Genomic DNA, 17,646 nt, shown 5'->3' with positions numbered 1-17,646 from the left:
GCCGTCGCTGCGCGGCCGGTTGGACAGTGGCCGCGGTGTGCGCGCCCGCCCTCACCGGGTGTTCGAAGGAGCCGCCGGTGAGCGGCGCGGACACCGAGGTCGGCGCGACGGCGCGGCCGGGCCCCGCGTCCTCTCCCACCGCTCCACCGTGGGCGTCGGCATGCCGATATCCACCACCTTCGACCACGCGGCCCGGGCGGCCGAACGCGCCTGGGTGGAGCACCAGTTGAAGGTCACCGCGTCCGCCCGCAACGGCTACGGCGACGGCGACGGCGACGGCGACGGCGACTGGAACGCGAGCAGGGCGCGGTGGCGGGCGCGCGGTGCGCTCAAGTGGCCCCGGCCGAGTGTGCGTCGGTCAAAGCCACGCTTCACAGAAGGAGTTGTCCGCTCATGAACGCCCACGACACCGGGGGCGAGGTTCGCGCCCGGTCCGGGCCGCGCTGAATCCGCGGGCGGGGGAGCCGGGTTGTTCAGGTCCCGACTCCCCCGCACCGCACCTCCCCCACGTACCCGAGACTCCGAGGGACCGCCGGCCGTGCCCCACACCTCATCCGACGCCGTGTCCGCCCTCCCCGCCGGTGCAGACGGCTTCTCCGCCGTGCCCGGCCGTGGGAACGACTTCGCGGCGTACGCCGCCGAGGCCTGGCCCCGCCTGGTCCGCACCGCGCACCTGCTCACCGGGGACCTCCAGGAGGCCGAGGATCTCGTCCTGGCCACGCTGACCCGGGTCCGCACCCGCTGGCGGCGCATCCCGCGCGACGACGTCGCCTTCTACGTACGGCGCTCACTGGTCGAGCACCACCTCGGCCGGACCCGGAGGAGACGCCTCACGCGTCTGCCGGCGCCCTTCCTGCCCGAGCGGCCGCGGCGTCCTGCGCCCGGCCGTGCGGAGGCTGCCGCGGAGCGGTCCTTCCCCGGCCGGGCCCCCACGGCGCTCGCGGCCGCCACCGCCCCCTCCGCCCTCACGACGCTCTCGGCGCTCTCGGCGCTCTCGGCGCTCTCGGCGCGGCAGCGCGCCGTGCTCGTGCTGCGCTACGGCGAGGGCCTGGGCGAGGCCGAGACCGCCCAGCTGCTCGGCTGCTCCGCCGGCACGGTCAGGACGCTCGCGCGGCGCGGTCTGGAGGCCCTGCGCGCCGATCCCTCCTTCGCTCTTCGCCACCCCGTCCACGGAGCCCTTTCATGAAGCGTCATAGCAGGTCCGCGAGGTGGTCGGCCGAGGTCGAGCGGCTGCGCGAGATATTCGCCGAGGCCGCCTGCGACGTGACTCCCTCGCCCGTCCCCCTGGCCGCCGTCGAGCGGGCGGCCCGGCGGCGGCGCCGCGCCGCCGCCGTGGCGGGTTCCGCCTGCGCGCTGCTGATGGTCCCGGCGGCCGCGGTGGCGCTGCGCGCGGGCGTCGGCACGGGCGCGGACGCGACGCGGGTGACGGGCCCGTCCGCCGGGCCCCGGGGGTCGGTGCGGGTGGTGACGCCCGGGGAACGGGTGCGGATCGCGTCCGGCATCAGGATCTGGCTCACCGAGGACGGCGGGCACTGGACCGTGCCCTGGAGCTCCGCACCGCGCTTCCGGGGCGTCAAGGACGACGGCATCGGCATCCGCACGCCCGGCGTCACCCTCCAGGAAGAGGGCGACGGCGACCACGGCCACTTCGTGTCCGGCATCTACCACGGCAAGGGGGACGCGGCGCGCGTGCGGATCGAGACCACGGCGGGCGACGTCGACGGCACGGCACTCACTCTCGCGGGCAGCCCGCACTGGGGCGTCTGGTACGCGCTGGTGAAGCACTCGAAGCCGCGGAAGACACCGAAGCCTCTGGAATCACCGGAGGCGCAGCAGGAGATGTCCTGGACGCCGGGCATGCCGACGAAACGGCGGTTCCCCGGCGGTCCGACGAAAAGAGTCACGGTGTACGACTCCGCGGGCAAGGTGATCGCGACCATGGAGTTCGCGACGTGAGCGACCAGAGCGGCGGCGCCGTGAGCCGCCCCGAGCGGGCCGGCGCCACGGGCCTGGCCGGACGGCCGCGGGTGAGCGTCCGGACGGACGGGAGGCAGGACGGGAGGCCTCCTGGGGACAAGAATCGGGACCGGAGCCGAGACCCGGGCCCGGGGTCTGGGTCGAGGTCGGGCGCAGACGCGGGAGGGGCGGGCACAGACGCCGCCCGGAGCAGGAGAAGCGCCCGCTCCCGGGGTCGGCGCAGGCTCCGGGCCGGTCTGCGGCGCCGCTTGGCCGACCGCCGTATCCGCGTCCGCCGCACTCGCGGCCGCCGACTGCGCCGCGCGCTGATCGTCCTGCTCACCGTGCTCGCCCACCTCGTCGCCGCGGCCCTGGTGGCGTACCACCTCACGGTCATCCCCGAGCCGCACCCCGAGACGGCGATGCAGAGCAGCGTCTTCGTCGACGACGACGGCGACTATCTGGGCCGTCGCGGCCCCGTCGACCGTCAGGAGATACCTCTCCCGCAGGTGCCGAGGCACGTGCGAGATGCGGTGATCGCGGCGGAGAACCGTTCCTTCCGTTCGGACACGGGGATCTCCCCGAAGGCGATCGCCCGGGCGGCCTGGGCGACGGTGAGCGGCGGCGGCAGGCAGGGCGGCTCGACGATCACGCAGCAGTACGTGAAGAACGCCCTGCTCAGCCCGGAGCAGTCGCTGTCACGCAAGGCGCGCGAGGCGCTGATCGCGATCAAACTGGACCGCACCCGCCCGAAGGACGAGATCCTGGCGGGCTACCTGAACACGGTCTACTTCGGCCGGGGCGCGGCCGGCATCCAGTCCGCCGCCCGGAACTACTTCGGCGTCGATGCCAGGAACCTGACCGTGAGCCAGGGCGCGGCGCTCGCGGCCGTCATCAACATCCCCTCGTACTACGAGAAGGCCGGCTCGGACCCCGCGGTGACGGCGAAACTGGTGGACCGCTGGGACTGGGTGCTGGACGCGATGGCGGACAGCCGCGCCATCACGGCCGCCCAGCGCGCCGCTGCCCGCTTCCCCGCCTTCCGCTTCTATCCGCCGGGCGACACGGACGGCCAGCGCCAGTACCTGATCGACGTGGCGTCCGCCGAGGCCGCCGACCGGCTCGGCATCACCGAGGACCAGCTCGCCCGCGGTGGTTACACGGTCCGCACCACCTTCGACCTGACGGCACAGGACGCGACGGCGGAGCCGGCGGCCGGCGCGGCGCCCGTCGAGGGCGGCGCCCGGCTGCACACGGCCGTGGTGGCCCTGGTCCCGGGCGACGGCGCGGTCCGGGTCCTGTACGGCGGCGCGGACTACGCCCGCCAGCCCTTCAACGACGCGGTGGACGGCGCGGTGGAGGCGGGTACGGCGCTGCGGCCCTTCGCCGGCACGAAGCTGCTGCCGCCGCTCGCGGGCCTCGCGCGCACCGCCGCCCCGACCCCGCTGCGGCTGGCCTCCGCGTACGCGGCCGCGGCGGCGCACGGGACGTACGCGAAGCCGTACACGGTCGCGAGGATCACCCGCGCGGGCCGCACCCTCTACCGAGCCCATCCGAACACCAGTACGGCGATCACGCGGGGTGGCGCGGGGGTGTTGACCAAATTGATGCAGAGCCGGGCCGGCGGTCCCCCGGCCGTCCTCACGGGCGCCGCGGGCCCGCGCACCCTCTGGCGGACGACCTTCGCCGAACACCTCACCCTCACCGTGGCTCTCTTCGCGGAACACCCGGCCAAGGGCCGAAAGGGGCCCCTCCCGGCGCCGCTCCCTGGCACCGCCGAGGGGCTCTCCGCCCACATCTCGGAGAGCGCCTGGGCCAAGATCACCGGCACCTCCGGCGGCCTCTCTCCGGCCGAAGAAGGAAATCCGGGGCTTCCGATCGGCCAAACAAAGCCCATACTGGCTACACGATGACTAAACCCTCCGCGCCCCGGCGCCACCTGCCCACCAGCCCCTTCGCAGCCCCGGTCGTCCCCGTGGCCAAGGAATTCAGCCTCGGAGACCGCGTCTCCCACGACCAGTTCGGCCTGGGCACGATCATCGGCGTCGAAGAGGGCATCGCCATGCTCGTCGACTTCGGCTCCCGCCAGGCCCGCATCCTCAGCCCCTACACCCGGATGGACAGGCTCTGACCTGCACGTTGTGCAGTACCCGCACCGCCGTCACCACCCGCGACGCGTGCAGTACCCGACCCGACTGACACCACCGGACCCGGCCACCTCACCCCGCGGCTGCCACATCCGCAGGTTGCCGGGTTTTCGGTGTGCGACGATCCGGACGCCTCAGCACCGCCCCGCCCGATGACGCCCTCCCGGGCCCCGACCACCCCCTCGAACGGCCCACCCCGCTGGTCCCTGGGCCGGGTGTCGTCGAGGGTGGGGGCATGGATGCCGCGGGCGAAGAGCTGCCGTTCGAGGATCTGACCGACTTCGAGAACGCGGATCGCGGGTTCATCGCGGCCCTGGTTCCCGGCGTGGTCCGGGACGCCGAGGGGCGGGTCGTCCATGACGCGGACGCCTACGCGTTCCTCGCGGACGACTGTCCGCCGACCGCGCACCCGAGTCTGTGGCGGCAGGCGCGGCTGTGTGCGCGGCAGGGCTTGTACGAGGTCACCGAGGGTGTGTACCAGGTACGCGGGCTCGATCTGTCGAACATGACGCTCGTCGAGGGCCGCGAGGGTGTCGTCGTGATCGACCCGCTGATCTCGGCGGAGTGCGCCGCCGCCGCCCTCGCCCTCTACCGCGAGCACCGCGGAGCGCGCCGGGTGACCGGGCTCGTCTACACCCACTCGCACGTCGACCACTTCGGCGGCGCCCGCGGTGTGCTGCCGCACGGCAGCGACAGCGGGGTGCCGGTCCTCGCGCCGACGGGCTTCCTGGAGCACGCGGTCAGCGAGAACGTCTTCGCCGGAAACGCGATGCTGCGCCGGGCCGTGTTCATGCACGGCGCCCGGCTGCCCAAGGGGCCGCGCGACCAGATCGGCACCGGGCTCGGCACCACCACCTCCACCGGCACTGTCACGCTCATCGCCCCGAACGTGGACGTCACCCGCACCGGACAGGAGGAGACGGTGGACGGCGTGCGGTTCGTCTTCCAGCTCACGCCGGGGACGGAAGCGCCCGCCGAGATGAACTTCCTGCTCCGCGACCAGCGCGCGCTGTGCGTGGCCGAGAACGCCAGTCACACCCTGCACAACGTGCTCACCCTGCGTGGCGCGCCGGTCCGCGACGCGCGTGTCTGGGCCCACTTCCTCGACGAGACCGTCGACCTGTTCGCCGACACCTACGACGTCGCGTTCGCCTCCCACAACTGGCCGACCTGGGGGCGCGAGAACATCGTCCGGTTCCTCGGCGAGCAGCGGGACCTGTACGCGTACCTGCACGACCAGACCCTGCGTCTCCTCAACAACGGCCTGACCGGCTCCGAGATCGCCGAGGAGCTGCGGCTGCCGCCCACCCTGGAGCGGTCCTGGCACGCACGCGGCTACTACGGCTCCCTCAGCCACAACGTCAAGGCGGTCTACCAGCGGTACATGGGCTGGTACGACGGGAACCCCGCCCATCTCTGGGAGCACCCGCCCGCGGAACTCGCCTCCCGATACGTGGAGTTGGCGGGTGGTCCGACAGAGACCCTGGTGAAGGCGCGGGCGTACGCGGACAACGGCGACCTCCGTTTCGCCGCCACGCTCCTGAACCACCTGGTCTTCGCCGACCCGTCGGACAGCGCCGCGCGGGAGACCCTCTCCGGTGTCTACGAACGGCTCGGGCACGGCGCCGAGAACGGCACCTGGCGCAACTACTACCTCACGGCCGCCCTGGAACTGCGCCGGGGCACGGCCGACACCGACATCGACACCACGGGCTCCGAACTGACCTCCGCGCTCACCGTGAGCATGCTCCTCGACTCGCTCGCCGTCCGTATCGACGGTCCGCGCGCCTGGCACGACCACCTCACCCTCGACCTCGTCGTGACCGACGAACAGCGCCGCCACCGAGTCAACCTCCACCACGGCGCGCTGACGCACCGCGGCATGCCGGTCCACCACGTCCCGAAGCCGCACGCGGGACTGACCCTGACCCTCACCCGGCCGGAACTGCGCGCCGTGCTGGAGGGGCGGGGCCTCGCGGGCATCGAGGCGGACGGCGACCCCGCCGTCCTGGACCGCCTCCTGTCGTACGCCACCGCACCGGACCACGCATTCCCCGTCGTGACCCCGTAGTGCCGCCGTAAGGCCCCCTGGAGGCCGTCCGAGGGGTACGGGAGCGCGCGGGCAGCCTCCGCGCGCTCCCGTACGCGCGACGGCGGTCAGAGCGGTGGCTGCGCGGGGGCCGGGCCCAGGGTGGTCGTGCCGGGAGCCGTGCGGTGGCCCAGGCCCGTGCGGTAGGCGTCGAGGGCCGCCTCGACCCGGCCGGTACGGCGCAGGAGGTCTCCGAGCAGGCGGCAGAGGTCGGCCAGGTCGCCCGCCGCGCCGGCCCGCTCCAGCAGGCTCAGCGCCCGGACGTAGTGCTCCTCGGCGGTCTCGGTGTCCCGGGCGTCCTCGGCGATGATGCCGAGCAGCCGGTGCGCGCCCGCCGAGTGCACGGCGCCGCGCTCGGGGCTGAGGTCGCCGAGCACCTCGTGGAGGAGCACGGCGGCCTCCGTCGACTTGCCGCGGCGGTGCAGCACGTCCGCCAGTTCGACGTTGACCTGGCTGGTGTAGAGGGCGGCCCGCTTGGCCGACAGCATGGCCTGTGCCTCGCGCAACTCACCTTCGGCACGCTCCAGTTCACCGTTCTGCGCGTAGAGGTAGCCACGCATCCAGTGGCAGTTGGCGAGCTCCGTACGGATCTGGAGCTGGCGGTAGAGCTCGGCGGCCTTGGCGAGGGAGGCGTCGGCCTCCGCGATCCGGCCCTCGGCGATCATGGTGCGGGCCACCGAGCGGTGCATCCGGGCGACGAGCGCGGGTTCGCCGACCTGCGGGGCGAGCGCGAGCGCGAACTCGGCGGCCTGGGCGGCCCGGGCGTGCGCGCCCATGTCCATGTAGGGAGCGATGACGCCGGTGTAGAGAAGCAGCAGGGCGTCCGGGTCGTGCATCCCGGTCCGGTTCAGCTCGTCCAGCGTGGACTCGAACAGGTAGCAGGAGTACCGGAGTTCACCGGCGAGGTAGTGGGAGACGGCACGGCCGCGCAGGGCCGGCACCCGCTGGGGCAGCGGGGCGTCCCCGAGGCGCCGCTCCGACGCCTCGAACCGCTCCCGGGCGGTCTCCAGGTCCCCGGTCTCCAGGGCGCATTCGCCGAGCCCCAGCAGTGCGGCGGCCTGCTCGGCGACGAGTCCGTGGGTGTCCGCCTCCGCGAGGAGCACCGTGTACTGCTCCGCCGCGACCTCGGCCTCGCCGGTGGCGAGTGTGCGCTGCGCGTCGGTGAGGCGCAGCCGCATATCGGTGGCGAGGTGGGCCGGCCTGCCGGTCACCAGCTCCTCGTACGCCACCCCGAGCCGCTCGGCTATGTGCCGCAGCGCGGGCTCGGAGGCGCGCACCCGCCCCGCCTCCAGCGTCGAGATGTAGGCGGGCGTGTACGCCGGTTCCGCCAATTGTTTCTGTGTCAGCCCGCGTTCCGTACGCAGCTGCTGGACCCTGCGCCCGATGACCTCCGGGCCGTCACGCTCCGCCATGGATTAAGCATGCCATTAAGTCCACTTAACCCGAGACGACTTTTGACTAATATCCAACTCCCCTTGCGCCCCTTGCTCTTTGGTGCTTCGAGCCCCTACGTTAAGCGACGGGTTAAGCCTGCTTAATACGCCGCTGTTGTTGCGAGGTCGCTGTGCTCCGACGTATTTCCGCGCGCTACTTCAGGGTGCTCGGTGCGGCAGTCATCGCCGTGGCCGCACTGGTGCTGGCGGCCAACGCAGGTCCGGCCAGGGCGGCCGATCCCGCCCCGGCCCTCCACCAGCAGGGCTCCGGACACCCGGAGACGGCGTACGGCGGCATCTCCACACGACCGTAGTGGCAGGGGCGGCCGACCGCACCCGGCGCTCACCGCACCCCCGTTGCCCACAGGTGCGGACCCCCGCACGAAGACGGCCTCGGTCGTCGACGGCACCCTTCGTCGGCGCCCCCGCGAGACCCGACCGTCCGAGAACCGCGTCCTCCCCCGCGGCGGACGGCGCGAACGGCCGCCGGCGGAACTCCCCCCGTTCCGCCGGCGGCCCCCAAGGGCTGTCCCGTGATCCCCGGTTCATCGGCGCGCGGCGTCAGATGCGGTGCATCGCAAGCCGGAGGGTCGTCCCCATACCGGGCGTATTCGGGCGATCCGACAACGCGGCGAGGTGCCGTAGCTGTCGTCGTGCGCCCACCGGGGATCACGGGACAGCCCCTAACCTGGCTCCGTGAACTCCCCTGCCGCACGTACCGCGCTGGACCTCACCGCCGACCTCCCGCTCCCCGCCCTGGAGGACTTCTACCGGGACCTCCACCGGCACCCGGAACTGTCGATGCGGGAGCACCGCACCGCCGCCGCCCTCGCCGACCGGTTCCGCACCGCCGGGTACGACACGGTCACCGGCATCGGCGGCACCGGGGTCGTCGGGCTCCTGCGGAACGGACCGGGGCCCACCGTCCTGCTCCGCGCCGACATGGACGCGCTGCCCGTCCAGGAGGAGACCGGGCTGCCGTACGCGTCCACGACCCCCGGCGTGATGCACGCCTGCGGGCACGATCTGCACGTCACCTGGCTGGCGGGCGCGGCACAGGCGCTCTCCGCCGGGCGCGACACCTGGTCGGGCACGCTGCTGGTGCTCGGACAGCCCGCCGAGGAGACCGGCGAGGGCGCGGCGGCGATGATCGAGGACCACGTCTACGAGCGGTTCCCGTCGCCGGACGTGCTGCTCGCCCAGCACGCGGCCCCCGGCCCGACGGGGCTCTACGCCCACCGGCCCGGTCTCATCATGTCCGCCTCGACCGACGTGGACATCGTCGTGCACGGGACGGGCGGGCACGGCTCGCGCCCGGAGTCGACCGTCGACCCGGTCGTCACCGCCGCGTACCTGGTGACCCGGCTGCAGACCGTCGTCAGCCGGGAGATCGCGGCACGCGAGCAGGCCGTCCTGACGGTGGGGCGGATCGAGGCGGGCACCCGCCACAACATCATCCCCTCCGAGGCCCGGATCGCCCTCAACCTCCGCACCCAGTCGGACGAGGTGCGGGACCGCATGATCGCGGCGATCCGGCGGATCGCCGCGGGCGAGTGCCTGGCGGCCGGCTGCCCGCGCGAGCCCGACGTCACCGTGGGCAACAGCTTCCCCGTGACCGTCAACGACCCCGACACCGACCGGCGGATCGCCGCGGTGCACGGCGAGGTCTTCGGCACCGGAACGATCCTCGACCCGGGTCCGGCGATGGGCAGCGAGGACTTCCCGAAGCTCGCGGACGGGCGGATCCCGTACTCCTACTGGTTCGTGACGAGCACCCCGGCGGAGGTCTGGGACGCCGCTCCGGGCGACGACCTCATGGAGAAGTTCGCCGCCGTGCCCAGCAACCACAGCCCGCACTTCGCGCCCGACCCGTGCACCCTCGCGCCAGGTGTGCGGACGCTGGTGTCGGGGGCGCTCGCCTGCCTCACCGGTCCGGGAGGATCCGCCTGAGCGCCTTGTCCAGTCCGGCCGCCAACTCCGCGTCAGTCGGCGGATCCTCGCCGAAGAGCTTGCCCAGTTCGGTGGCGAAGGTCTGGGTGAAGGCCCCGTAGAGCGGGGTGCGGGGGCGCTGCACGGCGCGCCGGAGCGCGGGCAGCAGGATGGTGCGGGCGTACCGGGGACGGCCGTGGTCGTCGCGCGGCATACGGTCGACGCTCTCCGCGGACGGCGACGCCGGCGGGGACGCCGCCGGGGACGCGGGGGACACAGCGGGGGTCCTGGCCGTACCGCAGCTCACGTCGTCGTCCTGGTAGGCGGACTCCCGGGTGGCCGCGAACCCGGCGTCGAGCAGACAGCGTTCGCTCTCCTTGTCGGTGAGGAAGCCGATCAGCTCCTTCGCCTTCGCGGCACGCCGCGGCGACTGCGTGGTCACCGCGAGGTTCTGTCCGCCCAGCACCGCCCGGCCCGGCAGCGGGGCCACGCCGAGCTGCGCCTCGCCGAGCGACTGGTGCAGGGTGCGGTACGCGTACGGCCAGTGGCGCAGGAACGCCGTACGGCCGTCGGCGAAGTCGGTGAGCGACTCGGTCTCGTCGGAGCGGAACGCGTCGCCGAGCGTGTACGCGGCCTGGGCGCGGGCGCGCAGTTGTGCCACCCCCTCGGTCAGCTCCGACACGGTCGCGGTGTAGCGGCCCCGGTCGTCGGTGAGGGCGACACCGCCCCCGGCGGACAGGAACGCCTCGGCGCCGTTGACCGTACGGCCCTCGTAGGGGCCGAGCTGTGTGGTCCAGCCCTTCTCGTACCCCCGTGGCCGCCGCGCGCCCGGTGCCTCGATGGTGTCGGTCAGATCCCGCAGCCGCTGCCAGCTGACGCCCTGGCTCAGGTCGGTGTCCCGGATGTGCGCCTGCTCCAGGTAGTCGCGTCGGTAGTAGAGGAGCCCGACATCGCTGTTGAACGGCACGGCGTAGACCTTCCCGTCCCAACGGGCCGTGCGGGCGACCGACTTGATGACGTCTCCGTCGACCAGGGTGTCCGGCAGCGGGCGTATGAGGTGCGCGGCGGCGAATTCCGGCACCCAGGTCACGTCGAGGTTCACGACGTCGTACTCGGCGCTGCGCGACTGCAGCGCGCCGAGGAGCTGGCTGCGCTGTTCGTCGGCGGAGCCGGGGAGTTCGACCAGACGGGCGTGGACACCGGTGTGCTCCTTGTCCTGCCGCGCGTTCCACGCGTCTATCAACTGCTGCCGGATGCCGCCCTTGCCGGTCACGTCCCGCCCGCTGGCCACGATGATGTCCCCGGGGACGCCGGGGGAGACGGGCGCGGTGGACGGCGCGGGACCGCCACCGGTGCAGGCGGAGGTCAGCAGGAGCGCCAGGGCCAGCCCGCACCCGGACACCCGCCGGCCCGCCCCGCCCCCGTGTGCCCGTCCCTTCGTCACTCGTCCCCCGTTCCCGTGCGCGCGACCTCGTTCCGCAGGTCCGCCACGAGGTCGCTCCTGGTGTCCAGACAGCGACCGCCGCTCGCCTCGGACATCCGCTGGTCGGTACTGCCCTTGGCACAGCCGCCGCTGTCCAGGGCCGCCATGACCACCGGAACTCCCTTGTCGTGGAGCGGCTTGAGCAGCTCGCCGACGTGATCGTGCGCGGTGAGGCGGTTGTTGTCCTCGTCGTCCGTGAGGAAGACGATCAGCTCGGGGCGGTTGTCGTCCCTGCCCTTGCCGGCCATGGTGTCCAGCGCGGCCTCGAGCGCGCCGTACGGATCGGCCTCCGCGTCCTGGACGACGGCTCCGCGGTCGACGGCGCGTTCGGCGTCCTGCCGCTTGTGCCGGCCGAACGGCAGGATCTCGCCGTAGGGGCGGCTGCCCGGCGAGGCGACGGACCAGACCCCGTACTCGTCCCGGTCGCCGAGCCCGGCGAACGACTGCTTCAGGATGCCGGGGGCACCGCCCGGCCCCTGCCACAGGTCGGCCATGGAGCCGGAGCTGTCCAGCAGGAAGAGCACCCGGCCCGGTCCGTTGGCGTTGCGGTACCGCTTCAGCGCCGTCTCCATCGCGTCGGCGCCCGCCGCCCCGGCGGACCGGCCGGGATCGGCGATCAGACCGGCGTCCGGGACCCGCGAGGACAGCAGGGCATGGGCCCCGGAAGGCGAGCGGAAGCCGTCCTTCCCGAAGACCGCGAGCCCTCCGCCCGGCCCGCTCCCGCCGCCGGTGCCGTGCCCGTCCCCGCTCCCGCCCCCCGTGCCCGTGAGCCAGTCGTGGAACGACCGGACCGCGTCGTCCCGTGCCGCGCCGTCACTGTGGCCGCCCGTCCAGCGGACCCGCACGAAGAGCGGGGCGAGGGCCGGCACGTCGTCGGGGTACTCGGCCATCCGCAGGGTGCGCGTCGTCCGGTCGCAGCCGACACCGCTCACCATCAGGAACTCCGGTACCAGGGCCGCCGTACCCCGGTCGGTGTCCGCGTTGTCGGGCAGTGTGCAGAGCAGGTCACCCGCGGTCGGAGAGACCGGCCCGGTCTGGTCCACGCTCTCCTCGGCCCGGCTCACGTCGGGCGTCCCGGTGCCGTACAGGCCGACCGTCGCCAGCAGCGCGGAGTCCGTGTACGCCGGGTCCGGGCGCCGCACCTCGGCGCTCCCGTCCCGCCGCGTCAGCTTCTGCCGCAGGCCAGTGAGCGAGTCGCCGGTACGGTCGGCGACCGAGGCCTCGGCGATCTCCTGCGGCACCGACAGCACGACCGGGGAGTACGCGAAGGGGGCCGGGTCCGGCTCCAGCGACACATAGCTGCGCTGGAGCCCGGTGGGGCGCGCGCGGGCCGCCGTCGCCGCCGTGGCCGGGATCCAGATGTCGGGCTGGGGTCCGATGTCGCGCTGCGGGTCGACCTCGTCGCCGACCGGCCGCTGCCAGGGGTCCGACTGGTCGCGCAGGCCCGCCACAACGGCCGCCGAGCCGGCTCCGTACACCGTGATCCCGCTGCGCCGGCAGCCGTCGTCCGTGGTGTTCGCCGTCGAGGTGAGGTAGGTGTCGGCGGCCTTGCGGACGGTGGACTCCAGGTCGGGATCGGTGAGGAGGCGCAGTTCCAGGGGCGGGGCACAGGGCGCCCCGCCGGACGCGCCGTGGCCGAGGACCAGGTAGCCCGTGAGACCGAGGACGGCGACGGCCAGGCCGGTGGCGGCGACGGCGGTGCGGCGGGGCCACAGACGCGGGGAGCGCCACGGTGTGCGCGGGCGCGGGGTCCGGCCGGGCGGCCGGGGCTCGGCCGGGCTCGTGGGCGGGCGCCGGGCGGGGGTGGGACGGACACGGGTCCGTGCGGCCCGGACGGCGCGGGCTGCCGCGGCGAGGAGGCCGCGGATCCGGAGCCGGGCCGGCGCCCCCGGCCCTCGGCGGGCCGGGCCCGTGACCGTCCCGCCGGGTCCGCCGGGTCCGCCGGGTCCCGTGGAGGCCGTGGTCCCGACGTGCCCCGCAGACCCCGCGGACCCCGCGGACCCCGCGGGCACGGTGCGCCCGGCGGCCCCCGTGGGCGTGGTGGACCCGGCGCCGACCGTCCGGCCCGCACCCGCCTCGGTCTCCCCGCCGGGTGCGGTGGCCCCCGGCCGGACCGCCAGCAGCACGTCCACCGGCGGGTTCTCCGTACGGCTCTGCGGTTCCCAGGGCTCGCCGCGCTCGGTGCGGTGGTGGGCGGACATGTACACCCTGAGCGCTTCCGAGAGGGCCAGGAAGTGGACCTCGTCGCCCTGTCCCTCGACGCCGTCCGTCAGCAGGTCCACCAGCCGGGCCGTGAACGGCGTGGGGGTGTCGCCGTCCCCCGCGTCGATGCGGTGGTTGGCCTGCACGCCCATGAGCACGGAGACGCGCCGTCTGATGTCGGGTCTCTCCACCGCCTCCCACACGCGGGCCGCGTTGCCCGCGTTGCAGCAGTCGAGGACGACCACGATCCGCTCCGCGTCGCTGTTGGCGAGGATCCTCAGCACGTTGGTGAACGGGGCCGCGCCCTCGAACCCGGCCGTCCCGCCCCGGACGACCTCAGCGTCACGCATCTGCAGCCACAGCTCGTCGCCCGCGCTGGGCACGGCGCCGTGTCCGGCGAAGTAGAGCAGGAGCAGCCCCTCGGCGGCGTCGACGGCCGTGCGCAGCTCCTTGCGGAACTCCCCCAGCACCGGGGAATCCGCCACGGTGATCTCGCCCGGCCCGACGACTCCGCCCCGCTCCAGCGCGCCGGCGAGCAGCGAGAGGTTGTGCGCGACGGCGGGCAGCGGGCTCGGGACGCCGTGGCGGTGCTCCCGCCGCGTGAACTCGTAGGCGGACACCCCGACCAGCAGTGCCCGGTTCACTCGTCCGCGCGGGTCGAAGCGGTCCACCCGACTACCTCTCGTCGGGGTCCACGGAATCGACGCGGGCGTCGGGCGGATCGCCGTTCTCGACGGAGCCGCGGTTGTCCCGCCAGGCCCGCACGGCGCTCTTCACCTGGGCGAGCAGTTCCTTGAAGAGGGTCTCGGCGCCCGCGCCGATCAGCACCAGCACGATGTCCATGCCGACGCCCATGGGCGTGCCCTGCGCGTCGGTCCCGGCACGCTCCTCGATCCTGAGGTCGCCTCTCCTGACCAGCTCCTCCAGAGGCTTCTCGCGCTCCAGCCACTTCTTCAGCGCGCCGACGTCGCTCTCGCTCGCCGTACCGTCCAGACGCACACGGACGGCCCGGGCCGCCACGCCCTCCCCCTCAGCAGTCATGACTCACCATCATGGCACCGGAACAGACGTCCGGGGAGGCTCTCGACCGGGGCAGCACGGCACGGACACCGCACACGCGGGACCCCTGTGCTCCCTGTTGTCGGCGACATGACCTACTCTTCGCTCACTCGTCACATACGGCTCACAGGTCACACACATACAGGGGACGCGATCCGTACGGGTGACACCCACAGCTTCATTCGTTCCGGGGGGTTCGAAACAGCTTGCGTATGCGCTCTCTTCCTGCCGCCACAGCGCTGGCGGTCCTCTTCAGTTCGGCCGCCCTGGCCCTGGGCGGCACCGGCGTCGCGGCGGCCGACTCCAGCAGGCCGCTCGACGTCAAGGACCCGCACGACACGGTCGTGGACGCGGTCCACCAGCGGCTGTTCATCAGCGACCCCGCCTCGAACCAGATCGTGGTCACCGACTACACGGGCCGGATCGTCGGCAGGCTCCCCGACCTGCCCCAGGTCACCGACCTCGAACTCGGCCCGGACTCGGGCACCTTGTACGCGGCCGTCGAGGGCGCCGACGAGATCGTGGCCTTCGACACGGCCCAGCTCACGCGGACCGCCGCGTATCCGACGGGACCGAGGACCGAGCCCTCCCGACTCGCGTTCGCCGACGGCAAGCTGTGGTTCGCCTACGGCGACCAGTGGGAGTCGGGGCTCGGCGCCGTCGACCTGACCGCAGGGACACCCACGGTCACGCTCGACCTGGGCGCGGACCACGACTACGCCAGCCCGCCCCTGCTCTACGCCGACCCGGACAACCCGGGGACGCTGGTCGCCCTCGACGCGGGCATCAGCTCCGGCCCGGTCATCGTCTACGACATCTCCTCCGGTACGCCGGTGATCCGTGTGTCCGCCGACAAGGGCGGCTTCCCGAGGGACGCGGCACTCACCCCGGACGGCCGGAACCTCGTCGTGGCGGGCCCCGGGGACAAGGCGCTCACCGAGTACCGGCTGTCCGACCTGGAGCAGGTGCGCACCTACCCCGTGCCCGACACCCCGGAGGGCGTCAGCATCGCCCCGGACGGCACGGTCGCGGCGACCACCTGGGACTTCGACGACACCGGCGACACGTATGTCTTCACAGGCGGGCCGGAACGGCCCGCGAGCGTGCGCAACCTGCAGTCCAGCACGGTGTGGAACCGGCACGGCGCGGTCTGGTCGCCCGCCGGCGACAAGCTGTTCGTGCTGACGGAGGTCTCCTACTCCACCACCTTCCACGTCGTCGACGAGCCGCGTAAGTACGCCGGCACCCTGACCGTCGACGCACCCTCGACCGCCGCCCGCGCCAAGGCTCTCACCGTCGGCGGCAGGCTCACCGCCGGCCTGGCACTGCCCGCCGGGACCCCGCTGACCGTCACGCGCACCGACATGGAGACGCCGAACGGCACGTCGCTCGGCACCAAGACCCTCGGCACCGGCGGCAGGTTCTCCTTCAAGGACACCCCGCCCGCCGGCGGCAAGGTGAAGTACACGGTGAAGTACGCGGGCGACGCCACCCACACCCCGGCGACCGCCACGGACACCGTGGACGTCTCCCGCACCACCCCCACCCTGACCCTGAACAACAACCGCAAGGTGTACGCCTACGGCGCCGACGTGAAGTTCACGGCGCACCTTGGCTCCACGTACAAGAACCGCACGGTCGAGATCTGGGCGGACCCCTACGGCTCCGACAAGCCGAACAAGCTGGTGAAGACCGGCAGGGTGAACGCGTCGGGCGACCTGCCGGTGACGCTCGGCCTGACGCGCGACGCCAAGGTCACGGCGAAGTTCACGGGCGACGCGCACTACGCGCCGAAGTCCGTGAGCAGCACCGTCGGCGCCCAGGTGAAGGTGTCCACGGCGATCAGCGGCCAGTACCGGACGAAGTCGGTGTACGGCCACACGTACGCCTACTTCCACAAGTCCAAGGACCCGCTGTTCACCACGACGATGACGGCGTACCCGGACCGTCGGCAGCGGCTGGAGATGGCGGTGTACTACCAGGGCACCTGGTACGACGCCGGCACCGACTACTTCAAGCTCGGCTCCACGGGCGTCTCCAAGGTGCGCCTCGGCGGCACCCACGAGACGGGCTACCGCATGCGGGTGCGCTCCTCGTACTACAACGGCACCTCGGGCGACACCGTGAACTCGACGACGCACGGCGCCTGGAAGTACTTCCTCTTCACCGGCTGACGTACCCGGCGTGATCCGGCAGCCCGCTTCCCCCGCGAGGGCCGGCGGGCTGTCACACCTGTGCCTCCAGCCGGCTGAGCCGGCACTGGACATGGTCCAGCGCGCCCTGCCGGCGCCCGGGCACGCGCAGCCTCAACCCGGCCAGCGCGAGCCCCAGTTCACGAGCGCGCAGCGGTTCGTCGACACGGCCCCACTGGTGGTGGGCCCGGTCCACGGCCGCCTCCACGGACGGGGCGTCGGCGGGCTGTCCCGCGTCCAGGCGCACGGTCGCCACCGCCAGCCAGACCCGGCAGCTGCCGGCCGCGTCACCCGCGAGCATCGCCAGGTCCGCACGGACCTCCGCCCAGTGCAGGGCCTGTTCGGACGCGGCGCCCCAGGTGCGGACCGCCTCCTGTTCCCAGCGCGCGGCCAGCGCCGCGGCCTCGTCGTGCCGGCCCGCCTGCGCGGCGGCGGTGATCGCGGCGTGCGGGTCCGGCGTCGCGGGCACCCGGGCGTCCACCGCGAGCACGATCCCCGGCTGCCCGCCCTCCCCGTGGGTGCGGGCCAGCGCCTGCTCGTGCAGCAGCGGCAGTGCGGGCCGGTGGCCGCTGCGCAGGATGGTGGCGACGGCCTTCATGTACGCCGGGGTCGCCACCGTGCGCCGGGGCGGCGGCGGGGCGACCCGGCCGTACAGGCCGACGCCCGTCCCCACGGTCAGGGTGCCGGTGGCGAGGTACTCCCAGCTCTCCGCGTCGGCGTGCAGGTCGACCAGGAGCGCGGTGGTGCCCGGCGGGCGCAGCCGGAGTTCCTCGGCGATCCAGTGCCAGGGGAAGGCCGTGTAGCGGACGGTCGCCGGGGTGGTGCGGGCCAGCGCGAGGTGGGGAAGGCGCTGGCGGCGGTCGAGTTGGAGCTGGCCGGTCACGAACAACGTCAGCGGGCCGGGGGCCGTCGCCGCCGCGCGCAGCCGGGTCAGGACGGCCTGCGGCTCCAGGGGGTCTGCCAGTTCGACCACGTTCGCCGTGTCCGTGCCGGACAGCACCGCAGGTGAGACGGCCGCGAGTACGGGGAGCACGGACGCCGCGTCCACCAGACACCCCTTGCCCACCGGCGAGGCCGCGAGGAGCAGCACGGTTCCGGGCATGGTTCCCTCCCCATCGATCACGTACGCCAGCACCGTAACCGCTGCGCCTGCAAA

At 73.5% G+C, this 17,646-nt stretch carries 14 protein-coding genes; 9 read left to right on the top strand and 5 right to left on the bottom strand.

Annotation, left to right across the window (positions count from 1 at the left end):
* Positions 1-58 precede the first annotated feature (58 nt).
* The 6 genes from OHB41_RS24945 (at position 59) to OHB41_RS24920 (ending at position 6,174) form a co-directional block, all read left to right on the top strand.
* A complete protein-coding gene (locus OHB41_RS24945) occupies positions 59-397 on the top strand; it encodes an Ig-like domain-containing protein (RefSeq protein WP_266700412.1) in 339 nt (112 codons plus the stop codon).
* Positions 398-538: 141 nt separating this feature from the next.
* Positions 539-1,186 carry a sigma-70 family RNA polymerase sigma factor gene (locus OHB41_RS24940; protein WP_323138396.1) on the top strand — a complete coding sequence of 216 codons (648 nt, stop codon included), beginning with the start codon at positions 539-541 and terminating at the stop codon, positions 1,184-1,186.
* Entirely contained in the window at positions 1,183-1,956 is a 774-nt protein-coding gene (locus OHB41_RS24935; RefSeq protein ID WP_266700411.1) for a hypothetical protein, read from the top strand. The genes OHB41_RS24940 and OHB41_RS24935 overlap by 4 nt, the downstream gene beginning before the upstream one ends.
* A 269-nt stretch (positions 1,957-2,225) precedes the next feature.
* Complete coding sequence (locus tag OHB41_RS24930; protein WP_266700410.1) at positions 2,226-3,869, top strand: transglycosylase domain-containing protein; 1,644 nt, start codon at positions 2,226-2,228, stop codon at positions 3,867-3,869.
* The gene (locus OHB41_RS24925) at positions 3,866-4,087 is read left to right on the top strand and encodes a hypothetical protein (RefSeq protein ID WP_101399314.1); all 222 of its coding nucleotides are present in this window, start codon (positions 3,866-3,868) and stop codon (positions 4,085-4,087) included. The genes OHB41_RS24930 and OHB41_RS24925 overlap by 4 nt, the downstream gene beginning before the upstream one ends.
* Positions 4,088-4,338: 251 nt before the next feature.
* A complete protein-coding gene (locus tag OHB41_RS24920) occupies positions 4,339-6,174 on the top strand; it encodes an alkyl/aryl-sulfatase (RefSeq protein ID WP_266700409.1) in 1,836 nt (611 codons plus the stop codon).
* 86 nt (positions 6,175-6,260) lie between these two features.
* Here OHB41_RS24920 and OHB41_RS24915 read toward each other — a convergent pair whose 3' ends face one another.
* Entirely contained in the window at positions 6,261-7,604 is a 1,344-nt protein-coding gene (locus OHB41_RS24915) for a helix-turn-helix domain-containing protein (RefSeq protein WP_266700408.1), read from the bottom strand.
* Positions 7,605-7,756: 152 nt separating this feature from the next.
* Between OHB41_RS24915 and OHB41_RS24910 the strand changes: the two genes are divergently transcribed.
* Both OHB41_RS24910 and OHB41_RS24905 read left to right on the top strand, forming a co-directional pair.
* Entirely contained in the window at positions 7,757-7,939 is a 183-nt protein-coding gene (locus OHB41_RS24910) for a hypothetical protein (protein WP_266700407.1), read from the top strand.
* A 382-nt stretch (positions 7,940-8,321) separates the two neighbouring features.
* Positions 8,322-9,575 carry an amidohydrolase gene (locus OHB41_RS24905; RefSeq protein ID WP_266700406.1) on the top strand — a complete coding sequence of 418 codons (1,254 nt, stop codon included), beginning with the start codon at positions 8,322-8,324 and terminating at the stop codon, positions 9,573-9,575.
* Here OHB41_RS24905 and OHB41_RS24900 read toward each other — a convergent pair.
* Genes OHB41_RS24900 through OHB41_RS24890 form a run of 3 tightly spaced genes read right to left on the bottom strand, consistent with a single transcriptional unit; the run spans position 9,550 to position 14,280 of the window.
* Entirely contained in the window at positions 9,550-10,998 is a 1,449-nt protein-coding gene (locus OHB41_RS24900; protein WP_266700405.1) for an extracellular solute-binding protein, read from the bottom strand. The two genes, OHB41_RS24905 and OHB41_RS24900, sit on opposite strands and share 26 nt — an antisense overlap.
* A complete protein-coding gene (locus OHB41_RS24895; protein ID WP_266700404.1) occupies positions 10,995-13,910 on the bottom strand; it encodes a vWA domain-containing protein in 2,916 nt (971 codons plus the stop codon). The genes OHB41_RS24900 and OHB41_RS24895 overlap by 4 nt, the downstream gene beginning before the upstream one ends.
* Positions 13,911-13,914: 4 nt before the next feature.
* The gene (locus OHB41_RS24890; protein ID WP_266700403.1) at positions 13,915-14,280 is read right to left on the bottom strand and encodes a hypothetical protein; all 366 of its coding nucleotides are present in this window, start codon (positions 14,278-14,280) and stop codon (positions 13,915-13,917) included.
* A gap of 230 nt (positions 14,281-14,510) precedes the next feature.
* Between OHB41_RS24890 and OHB41_RS24885 the strand changes: the two genes are divergently transcribed.
* Positions 14,511-16,472: an NHL repeat-containing protein gene (locus OHB41_RS24885; protein ID WP_266700402.1), complete on the top strand. Its 1,962-nt coding sequence runs from the start codon at positions 14,511-14,513 to the stop codon at positions 16,470-16,472.
* Positions 16,473-16,524: 52 nt separating this feature from the next.
* Here OHB41_RS24885 and OHB41_RS24880 read toward each other — a convergent pair whose 3' ends face one another.
* Positions 16,525-17,592, bottom strand: coding sequence for a hypothetical protein (locus tag OHB41_RS24880; protein ID WP_266700401.1), 1,068 nt, complete (start codon positions 17,590-17,592; stop codon positions 16,525-16,527).
* Between the last annotated feature and the right edge of the window lie 54 nt (positions 17,593-17,646).

Source organism: Streptomyces sp. NBC_01571, assembly GCF_026339875.1.
GTDB lineage: Bacteria > Actinomycetota > Actinomycetes > Streptomycetales > Streptomycetaceae > Streptomyces.
This window is presented reverse-complemented; position numbering and strand designations above follow the sequence as displayed.

Coding starts and splice junctions, on each gene's coding strand:
- OHB41_RS24935 (WP_266700411.1), top strand. CDS start 1,183: ATGAAGCGTCATAGCAGGTCCGCGAGGTGGTCGGCCGAGGTCGAGCGG.
- OHB41_RS24925 (WP_101399314.1), top strand. CDS start 3,866: ATGACTAAACCCTCCGCGCCCCGGCGCCACCTGCCCACCAGCCCCTTC.
- OHB41_RS24920 (WP_266700409.1), top strand. CDS start 4,339: ATGGATGCCGCGGGCGAAGAGCTGCCGTTCGAGGATCTGACCGACTTC.
- OHB41_RS24915 (WP_266700408.1), bottom strand. CDS start 7,604: ATGGCGGAGCGTGACGGCCCGGAGGTCATCGGGCGCAGGGTCCAGCAG.
- OHB41_RS24890 (WP_266700403.1), bottom strand. CDS start 14,280: ATGACTGCTGAGGGGGAGGGCGTGGCGGCCCGGGCCGTCCGTGTGCGT.
- OHB41_RS24885 (WP_266700402.1), top strand. CDS start 14,511: ATGCGCTCTCTTCCTGCCGCCACAGCGCTGGCGGTCCTCTTCAGTTCG.
- OHB41_RS24880 (WP_266700401.1), bottom strand. CDS start 17,592: ATGCCCGGAACCGTGCTGCTCCTCGCGGCCTCGCCGGTGGGCAAGGGG.